Source organism: Herbaspirillum sp. B65, from assembly GCF_000333555.1.
Lineage (GTDB): Bacteria > Pseudomonadota > Gammaproteobacteria > Burkholderiales > Burkholderiaceae_D > Herbaspirillum > Herbaspirillum rubrisubalbicans.
In genome coordinates this window covers 1-9,749 of the sequence record NZ_BADI01000214.1, presented here as the reverse complement: position 1 = coordinate 9,749, position 9,749 = coordinate 1, and the positions used below count along the sequence as shown (strand labels likewise).

General features: G+C 56.6%; 9 protein-coding genes and 1 pseudogene. 6 read left to right on the top strand and 4 right to left on the bottom strand.

Translation table 11 applies throughout. The features are described from left to right. The 6 genes from I5W_RS05485 to I5W_RS05460 all read left to right on the top strand — a co-directional run. Positions 1-1,167, top strand: a 1,167-nt coding sequence (locus I5W_RS05485; RefSeq protein WP_044528487.1) for a cation:proton antiporter domain-containing protein, incomplete at its 5' end; no start/stop codon positions are given. A 930-nt stretch (positions 1,168-2,097) separates the two neighbouring features. Then, complete coding sequence (locus I5W_RS05480) at positions 2,098-3,120, top strand: sensor domain-containing diguanylate cyclase (RefSeq protein ID WP_044528486.1); 1,023 nt, start codon at positions 2,098-2,100, stop codon at positions 3,118-3,120. Between the two features lie 12 nt (positions 3,121-3,132). Beyond that, a complete protein-coding gene (locus tag I5W_RS05475) occupies positions 3,133-3,780 on the top strand; it encodes a TetR/AcrR family transcriptional regulator (RefSeq protein ID WP_256380760.1) in 648 nt (215 codons plus the stop codon). A 47-nt stretch (positions 3,781-3,827) separates the two neighbouring features. Continuing rightward, positions 3,828-5,006 (top strand): PAS domain-containing sensor histidine kinase, encoded by a 1,179-nt coding sequence (locus I5W_RS05470; RefSeq protein ID WP_044528488.1) that lies wholly within the window; start codon positions 3,828-3,830, stop codon positions 5,004-5,006. Beyond that, positions 5,007-5,432, top strand: a complete 426-nt coding sequence (locus I5W_RS05465) for a response regulator (RefSeq protein WP_044528484.1) — start codon at positions 5,007-5,009, stop codon at positions 5,430-5,432. It begins immediately after the preceding gene. 23 nt (positions 5,433-5,455) lie between these two features. Next, positions 5,456-7,192 carry a putative bifunctional diguanylate cyclase/phosphodiesterase gene (locus I5W_RS05460; protein ID WP_044528483.1) on the top strand — a complete coding sequence of 579 codons (1,737 nt, stop codon included), beginning with the start codon at positions 5,456-5,458 and terminating at the stop codon, positions 7,190-7,192. A gap of 103 nt (positions 7,193-7,295) precedes the next feature. On the opposite strand, the gene I5W_RS05455 is transcribed toward I5W_RS05460, so the two are convergent. From I5W_RS05455 to I5W_RS05440, 4 genes and pseudogenes are all read right to left on the bottom strand, one after another. After that, on the bottom strand, positions 7,296-7,565 hold the full coding sequence (locus I5W_RS05455) for a hypothetical protein (protein ID WP_017452998.1): 270 nt from the start codon (positions 7,563-7,565) through the stop codon (positions 7,296-7,298). A gap of 234 nt (positions 7,566-7,799) precedes the next feature. Next, positions 7,800-8,588: a transporter substrate-binding domain-containing protein gene (locus I5W_RS05450; RefSeq protein WP_171427061.1), complete on the bottom strand. Its 789-nt coding sequence runs from the start codon at positions 8,586-8,588 to the stop codon at positions 7,800-7,802. Between the two features lie 37 nt (positions 8,589-8,625). Beyond that, positions 8,626-9,399: an ABC transporter permease gene (locus I5W_RS05445; RefSeq protein WP_017453000.1), complete on the bottom strand. Its 774-nt coding sequence runs from the start codon at positions 9,397-9,399 to the stop codon at positions 8,626-8,628. A gap of 95 nt (positions 9,400-9,494) precedes the next feature. Then, a pseudogene (locus tag I5W_RS05440) lies at positions 9,495-9,683 on the bottom strand (transglutaminase N-terminal domain-containing protein); the annotation flags it as partial. Between the last annotated feature and the right edge of the window lie 66 nt (positions 9,684-9,749).

Here is a 9,749-nt window from a genome sequence, read left to right as displayed (position 1 = left end):
GGTACCTTTTCCCTGCTGGACGCCAGCATTTCCTTCGTCCTGATCGCCGCCGGCGGCATCGCCGTGGGGCTGATCGTGGCTGGGGGCTTCGGCCTGATCCGGCGCAAGATCATCGAATGGGCGGGCGACGAACCAGGCATCCAGGTGGTGTTGCTGCTGTTGATTCCCTTTACGGCCTACATCTTCGCCGAACACTTTGGCCTGTCCGGCATCCTGGCCGCGGTGGCCGGCGGCATGTTGATGCCTTACCTGGAGACCGCTGGTGGCGAATCGGCAGCCACCCGCCTGCAGGGACGCAGCATCCTGACCATGCTGGAATTCGTCTTCAACGGTATGTCCTTCCTGCTGCTGGGTCTGCAGTTGCCAGGCATCGTCAGCCTGGCCCACGTGGATGCGCAGATGGCCGGCAACGTGCCGGTATGGCATCTGTTCGTCTATATCCTGGCCATCACGGTGGCGCTGATCGTGCTGCGCTTCGTCTGGGTCTGGATCAACCTGCGGATGCGCCGCTTCGCCTCGGCCCTGCGCGGCCAGAGCGGGCGCAATCGCAAGTTCGACCTGCGCCTCATCAGCATCACCGCCTTGTCCGGGGTGCGCGGCGCCATCACGCTGGCCGGTGTGATGTCGATCCCGCTGCTGCTCAAGGAACATACGCCCTTCCCGGCACGCGACCTGCTGATCTTCCTGGCCACCGGGGTGATCATCTGCTCGCTGCTGTTTGGCAGCTTCCTGCTGCCATGGCTGCTCAAGGATCTGCAACTCGATGCCGAGGTCAAGCGACGCCGCGCCGAAGAAATGATGGCGCGCCTGCGCCTGTCGGAGGCGGCCGTGCGCAGCATCGAAACGGCCCAGGAACGCATCGGCGAAAACCTGGACGAATCGGACCTGGCGCTGTTGATGGAAGTCAGCGGCAGCCTCTTGGCCACCTATCGGATGCGCATGAATGCCGAGAGTGATTCGGAAGAAACCCAGCGCGCCGCCAACCGCTTCAAGCAGTTCGAGCGCGAACTGCGACTCGAAGCGGTCCGCGCCGAGCGGCTGGAAGTGCATTACCTGCGCGCCGAGCAGCGCATCAATGACGAAACCTTCCTGATGCTGATCAACCAGATCGACATGGCCGAGACCTGGCTGCTGGGCTCGCTCAATGGGCCGGGGCAGCATCACTGAGGGTTCGTTCCATTCAAAGGCGGCGGTATTGCAATGAGGAAACAGAGAAATAGAAAAACAGGATGAGTCATTACTCGTCGCACCAAACCCTTGAAAATAGTTAACTAACTAGTTAGCATGTAACTTACATATCAATCACATTAGGGGTGTGATTGATATATGGCGAACAGAGCGTCCTTTTGTTCGTCCACCGTCCCACGTTGAATCCGTGACGATATCTGGTACACGGCATGAAAATCGAACGGGGATGGTGTTGTTTTGGAGTCCGGTCAAACTCATTAATAATGCCGGCTCCACGGTTCTGCCGAAGAATGGACAAGCTTCAAGTTGTTGAACTGGCCGAAGCCTGTCCGTTAGCTTGTTGATGACCGATTCATTATCCTTTGCCCTAAGGGGGCGCCTAAGCGGTCTTGAATTGAGGTCAATAACGATGTCGCTAGGCTAACTGCGTTAAGGGGGGGTAATGCATAACGTCGTCACGACTCATAAGGGGCAGCTCGCGCGAAATGCGTATGCTTGCCTGTCAGCGCCTGTAGGACGTCTCGAACACGATCTCAAGCGCTCGCTCACTCCACTCTCCACATCAGGTATCGCCAGTTGGCGATACTTTTCGCAAGCTCTTCGATCGGAAGACCAGTCCTGTCTCGATTGCGGGGCCTGAGCGCCCCTCTCCCTTGGCAGTACGAGCAGGAGCTCGTTGAAGATCGCGTGATGACCGGGCCCAAGCCCGGCACATGGCTTTGCGCGTCACCACCCTCTCCAACTTGGCACAACGCATTTCATCAATAGGCGTGAGATACGTTCTGCTCAGAGGGGGGGCTGGCAAGGCGCGCCAATTCGCGCCTTGCACATCATCCCCAACGGGACTGGCTCGCACTGACGCCTATTGATGAAATCAGTTCTAGTTAAATTAAAGGATGGGAGCAGGGCATGAAGAGGGACCTTGAAGAAGGACATCGTCAATCGCAGGCCGAAAAATCTGTGGTAAGCCACTTACCCAGACTGCTCCGCGCAGCCATGGACTCTCTCGACAGCCAAATTGCGTTAATAGACCGTGCCGGGGTGATCCGTTACGTCAACCAGACATGGTGTGATTTCGGCAAAGAGAATGGTATTCCTCCCCAGTACAGATGGATTGGCACAAACTATCTTGCGGTATGCCGTTGGGCAAGCAACAGTGGCGAGGAGGATGGACAACAGGTCTACGCAGGCATCAGATCAGTACTTGAGTTTAGAGCGCCGTCCTTTCAGTACGAATATCCATGCCATAGCCCGAATCAACAGCGTTGGTTCATGATGCGTATCGCCCCCGTGTTGGAAATGGAAAGTTTCTTCGTCATTTCTCATAGCGTCATTACAGGACGCAAATTGGCTGAACAGCGCATCGAGCGTCTCAATGAAAAACTTGCGCTTCTGGCCGTCACGGATAAATTGACCGGCCTGGCCAACAGAACGAAGCTGGATGAAACACTGGATAGCGAAATCGCCCGTGCCCATCGATATGGAACAAAGTTGTCACTGATCCTGCTTGACGTCGATCATTTCAAGGAAGTGAATGACAAGTTTGGACATTCGGCCGGAGACGCTGTCCTTGTCCGTATTGCGGAGATATTACGCACTAACGTGCGTGCCACAGACATAGTCGGTCGTTGGGGGGGAGAAGAGTTTCTCCTCATCCTGCCGCAATGCGATGTAGAGGCTTCCTCGCGTATGGCTGAAAAATTGAGATCAATTGTGGAGAGGCATAGTTTCGCACTTATCGATAAGCGCACCTGCAGCTTTGGCGTTGCGGCCTACCAATTGGGACATGATGGCACTACGCTTCTTTCCTTGGCCGACTCAGCACTCTATCGCGCTAAAAATAATGGACGCAATCGCGTCGAGATTGCTATTGAACCCGAACCGAGCACCAACTCAAGAGACCGAAAAATCAGTTACTTAGTTAGTCGATGATGGGGGGCATGAATGATTCAAGTTTACTCCGAGCCGGGCGCAGCAAGGAGGCGTCCTGGACGACCACGCAATCCTGAAAGCAGAGTCCGTCTTCTGGACGCCGGACGAATGCTGATATTGAAGCAGGGGTTGGACTTCAATATCGAGTCGATTGCGGTGAATGCTGGTGTAGCAAGACGGACTTTCTACAGCTATTTCGAAGATAAAGAAGCCTTCGTAGCCGAGCTATTACGAGACGCTGAGACAGCGATTGGCACAGCAGATGACGAGCTTGCAGGCATCCTGGAAAAACCACTGGCAGAGGCACTCTACGAACTCGGCATAAGATATTTAAAAGGCATCAACCAGCGCACAGAATTCAGATGGGCGCGACTTCTGGCCTCAGCGAACAAGACATATCCGCGGTTAGTTGAACGCATATCCCATGAGGCCCGGTGCCGAGACCATGCGTTACTCACCCGCATCGTCGAGCAAGCGATGGCAAGCGGCAAGCTCATCTCATGTGACCCCGCTCAAGCTGCCGGAGATATCGTTGGGTTGTGGCATGGCGTGGCCGTTTGGCAAAGAGCGATCTGCTCACTACCCACGCTAAGTCATGATGAAATAGACCGACGCGTTCGTAGAGGTGTACATCTCTTCTTGTGCATCTACGAGCCTTGAAGCAGTTACGTAGACACGGTGGCTTGCAAAGGATGGGAGCGGAGGGCATGAAGAGCGACCTTGAAGAAGGACATCGTCAGTCGCAGTCCGAAAACAATGTGGCAAGCCATTTTCCCTGGCTGCCCCGAGCCACCCTGGACTCTATCGACAGCCAAATTGCATTGATAGACCGTGCCGGCGTGATCCATTACGTCAACAAGGCATGGTGTGACTTCGGCAAAAACAATGGTATGCCCGCCGAATACAGGTGGATTGGCACCAGCTATCTTTCCGCCTGTCGTGCGGCAGACGAGAGTGGCGAATCTGATGGGGGACATGTGTACATAGGCATCAAATCAGTGATCGACTCTGAGGTGCCGTTCTTTCAGTATGAATACCCATGCCATAGCCCCAATGAACAGCGTTGGTTCATGATGCGGATCGCTCCCGTGCTAGACGCGGAAAGTTTCTTCGTCATTTCCCACAGCGTTATTACCGAGCGTGTCATCGCCAACCACAGGCTAAAAGCGCAACAACTTGAACTCAAGCGCAGTAACGACGAACTGCTGGCCTTTGCCTATGTAGCTTCTCACGACCTGAAGTCGCCCTTGCGCGGCATCGGCCAGCTCGCCACATGGATCAAGGAAGATCTGGCCGAACACAATACGACCTCGATCGAAGAGCATCTCCACATGATGCAGCAACGCATCGCACGCATGGATAAATTACTCGACGATCTGCTGCTCTACTCCCGAGTGGGTCGATCTGAATTGCTTCTGGCCGACATGGATGCCTATGACCTTGTGCGTCAGATCTACGATTCGTATCTCCCCGTTTCGACCTTTACCTTGCATCTCGAGGGGCAGAATTTTCCCATTCGGACCTGCCAGCCAACACTGGAACAAGTGTTGCGCAACTTGATGTCCAATGCGGTAAAGCATCACGACCGACCGCAGGGAACGATCACCGTCGCAGTACGCCGGCTGGCCGATGATCTGGCCGAATTCACGGTAGCCGATGATGGACCGGGAATTGATCCGACATTTCATCAGCGCGTATTCCAGATGTTCCAGACCTTGCGACCACGGGACGAAGTCGAAGGCAGTGGCATAGGATTGGCGCTGGTCAAGAAGCTGGTGGAGAATGCCGGCGGCAAGATCAGCCTGCTCAGCAATGCACCGATTCAACGCGGTTGTACTTTCATGTTTACCTGGCCAATCGCACCGACCTTACGTCAGGATCTCTGAATGGCTGCCACCGAGTCTCGAAAAGAAGTCTCGCTGCTCATCGTCGATGACGATGATATCGACGTCATGGGCGTGCGCAGAGCACTCGAAAAACTAAGGATTGCCAATCCGAGCTTTCGCGCCAGAGATGGACTGGAAGCGCTCGACATGCTGCGTGGAGGGATGCTGCCTTCCCCGTCTATCGTGCTGCTCGACCTGAACATGCCACGCATGAACGGTATCGAGTTCCTGCGGGAACTGCGCGCCGACAAGATGTTGACGAAGACTGTGGTATTCGTTCTGACCACTTCCAAGGCTGACGAAGACATGGCCATGGCTTACGAAAAACATATCGCCGGCTACATGACCAAAAGCACCATCAACCGTGACTTCATGAGTGCAATTGGCTTGCTGGAGCACTATTGGCGCATTGTCGAATTGCCGTGAAAATAAACTAAAGGACCGCATCCATGAGACTTCTGATTATCGATGATGACACGGTAGACCGGATGTCCATTGTCAAAACCATCCGCGCGGCCAATGTCTCCAGCGAGATCGCCGAGGCAGCAACCGCCAGGGAAGGATTGAATGCGCTGATGCAAGGAGCATTCGATGCGGTACTGCTTGACTATCGGCTCCCGGACATGGATTGCCTGGATGCCTTGCACGCAATCAACCGCCATATTGCGCACCACGTCGCCGTGATCGTCTTGACCGGCGGCCCGACTGAAGAGGACCTGCAGTGCCGCTGCATCGAAGCGGGTGCGCAGGACTTCCTGCTCAAGAGCGAAGTGTCTGCACAGACATGTCGCAAAGCCCTGCTCCACGCCAAGACGCGCCAGGAACTCACGCTGCAATTGCTGGATGCGCAACATCGTCTGCAATTGCTGGCCGAAAACGATCCGTTGACCGGCTTGGCCAATCGCTACTGTTTCGATAATAAACTGGCCGCGACATTTGAACGTGCGCGCCAACGCGATATCCGGTTTGGCGTACTGTTCATTGACCTGGACAATTTCAAGCTGTTCAACGATTGTTATGGTCATTCCGCGGGCGACACGCTACTCAAGATGGTCGCCAAGAGACTGCTGAATGTGCTGCACAACAACGAGCTGGCCGCCCGGCTCGGCGGTGATGAATTTGCCATCGTCGCGCAGAATATCTGGGGCACGCAAGATCTCATGGAGTTGTCGGCGCACATTATCAAGTCCATGGAAGATCCTTTTGTGATCGATGACATCGAACAGATCGTCACCTGCAGCATCGGCATTGCCTCCTATCCCGAGTGCGCTCAGAATGCCGCCGATCTGTGCAGGTATGCCGATCTGGCGATGTATCACGTAAAAAACACGCGCCGAAACGGCTTCTATCTATACAGCGAGCAGTTACAAGCGAAAGTGCTATATCGGATTGGAATAGAAAATGCGCTACGTTCCAAGAATCTGGTGCCGCAGCTGCGCGTGTTCTATCAGCCGTTTGTCCACGCCAAGACCCTGGAAATCTGCGGCGCCGAAGTGCTCGTGCGATGGCAGCACCCCAGCCTGGGCCTGCTCGCTCCAGATCGATTCATCTCAATCGCCGAGGAATGCGGCATGATGGGGATCATCGATGACTTCACCCGCGGCGCATCGCTGCGACAGCTGCGCACGTGGCGCGACGAAGGCCGGGTCGAGCAGTCTTTTCAGATCGCCATCAACATCAGCGCATCAACATTGCATGATCGCTCCTTCCCGGATGCGTTCAAGAAAGACCTGGAAAGTACCGGCCGCGACGACTTGCGCTTGTCCGTCGAAGTCACGGAAAACATCATGGTGGCCGATTTTGAGAATGCGGCGACCGCATTGACGCAACTCAGGGACATGGGGGTGACCATTGCGCTGGACGACTTTGGCACCGGTTATTCGTCCATGTCGTATCTGCGACAACTCCCCATCTCGGTGCTCAAGATCGACAAGAGTTTCATGCAGCACGTGCCGGAGTCACCGGACGATGTCCAGCTATTGAAATCCATCATCGCGCTGGCCAAGAGCCTCGCGCTGGAAGTCATCGTCGAAGGGGTGGAAACCTTGGCGCAAATGCAGCTGTGTCAGGCGCTGGGTGCGGATATCCTGCAAGGATATTATTTTTCAAAGCCCCTGACGGTGAGCGAATTCGAATACATGCTCTTGAGAGAAGATGTCATCACTCTCCAAAAACCTGCTCGGTAGAGCATCCTAAAAGGATATCGGCGTGCTACCGCATCGCGGCGGCAACGACAAAGCCCGCAGCACCTTTTCAGGGCTGCGGGCTTGGTGGATGGCAGAGGGAGGATCAGGCGACCGAATTGACGGTGGTGCCGATGATATCGCCGGTAGCGTTGCGCGAGGCTTGTTCGCGCCGGCTGCGTTCCTGGCGCGCGTTTTCGGCGCGGGTTTCATCGGCCTGGATTTCTTCCAGGCGACGCTGTTCGGCCTTGACCGCGGCAGCCGCTTCCTCGGCGCGACGCACCGCGACCGGATCGTTGGCCTTGCCCGTGGTGGGGGCGTTGCCGTTGGGGTCGGAAACGACAGAGTTGACAGCGGAGGCGATGTCCATGGCCATGATGGGCTCCCTTTGGAACGAAGGCTGAGTAATGAAGGCTGGAGGCAACATGCTGTCCCCTCCAGTACGACGAATGTCGTCTATGTTACGCTCATTGTCGCCCTCTGCCACAGGGAAAACCTGAGCAGCCGGCTTTTTTTGTGGCAGTTGGCGACGCTTCGTGATGCCGCTGGCAACAAAATGCCATCGCACCCCGATCGGGCAAGCACATCATTGCCGAGCTAGCAAGCCTGCTCAGTGACAATCCGGGACGTTCTGGTCCAGGTAGACCTCGAAGGCCACGTTGTTGACCCACTTCTTGATGGCCGCCTCCCAGAACGCAGCGTTCCATCTCGCCGCAGCCTGGCGTGCTGCGGCCAGGTCTGCCGGATCATTGCCGCGCACCTGCAACACCAGGCTCTGGCGACTCACCGGGGCCAGTTGCGCGGAGAATTTCTTCCACTCGGGCAATTTGAGCAAGACCTTCAACAGGGTGTCGTCATGCACGGCGGCATCACACTGACCGATACGCACGGCCAGCAGCGAATCGGCCGGGGCCGGCATTACTTTTTCGATGGCGCCGTAGCGCGCTGCCAGGGTGCCGACATAGGGCGAGCCGGCAGACACGCAGACGCTGCGGCCCTTCAAGTCTTCCCATTTACGGATGCTGGTGTCGCTGCGCATGATGGCCATGCCGCCAGCGCTATAGCCGGTGGGGATCTGAGCAAGATCGTTGGTGGTCGCGGCGTCCGCTGCCATGCGCGTCAATACAAGCTGCGGGCGTAACCCCTTGAGCGCGGCACGCTCGGCGGCGTTGCTCTGCAGCTCGGGCTTGAGCTTCCATTGCGCAGCCAGATCCTCGGCCAGCACGGTGGCGATGTTTTCTGGAGTGCGGAATTTCATGCCGGCCTGGTAAGCCGGTGGCACGTGGTCCAGGCCGATGCGCAATTGACCGGTGCGGCGGGCGTCGTCCATGACACCCGCATGGGCGCTGCCATCGAAGGCCAGCAGCGCCAGCAGAAGCAAGCAATGAAGTCTGCGCATCGTTAGTTTCAGAGAACGGAAAACTTAGTTTTTGGAATCAGACGTACTGGTACTTCAGCAAGCGATGTTTAAGGTTTTCCAGGATCACCTGGTCGATCAAGGCGGCCAGGATGGCGATGGTGAGGATATTGGCCATCACGCCGATCATGTCGGCAGTCTCGCCCGAATAGGCTAGCGTGCGGCCCAGGCCCTTGCCGAAACCGACCAGCATCTCAGCCGAGATCAGCGCGCGCCAGGCATTGCCAAAGGCCAGTTGGGCGCCGGTAATGAGTTCCGGCATCACCGCCGGCAGATAGACCCGGCGCAGCATGGACAGGCGCGAAGCGCCCATCACGCGCGCCGCCGACACATGCACCTGCTGCACGCTCTCGGTGGCATTCATCACCGACAGCGCGGCCGGGAAGAAGGCGGCAATGGCCACCACCACCACGATGGGCAGGTTGCCAAAGCCCATCAGGATCAGGAACAGCGGCACCCAGGCAATCGAGGGAATCGATTGCAGGATCACGATGGCCGACTTCAGCACTTCGCGGAAGAAGAACAGCACCGCGCCGATCAAGCCAAACCCGATGCCCAGCACCAGCGCCGAGCCATAGCCCAGGCCCAGGCGATAGAGACTGCCGAAGAGCGCCGCGCGGAAATTGCTGGACTGCACCTCGTCCCACAGGCGCGCCGCCACCTCCGGCACCCCCGGCATCAGGAAGGACGGCAACGACCAGGCCGCGATCTGCCACATCAGGAGGATGAAGGCGATGGCCAGCAACATGGCCAGTTTCTTGCGCACACCAGTGACACGACGCTGAGAGCTCATACGATAAAAGACTGATAAAAGACGATGGCCGGACTACGTCCGGCCAGGGAAAAAACTTATATTGCGCACACCAAAAACTTAGGTTTTACAGCTTGCAGGTAGTTCGATTCCGGGTCTTGCTGCCAGTTGATGAAATGCGGCTGGGGCGATACCCGCAGCGAATAGCTCAGGATACGGGTACGACTATGCGGGGCGGGACGCAAGCGGATGACTTGCGGCCCCAGGTTGATGGCACGGTCGTAGGTGTAAGAAGTGACATGGTTCAGGGCCACGTGGATCGACATGGAATTCCTTTACGACAAGCAAAGGATCAAGCGCGGGGCTTGGTTGTGGCGACATGCAGACAGCAA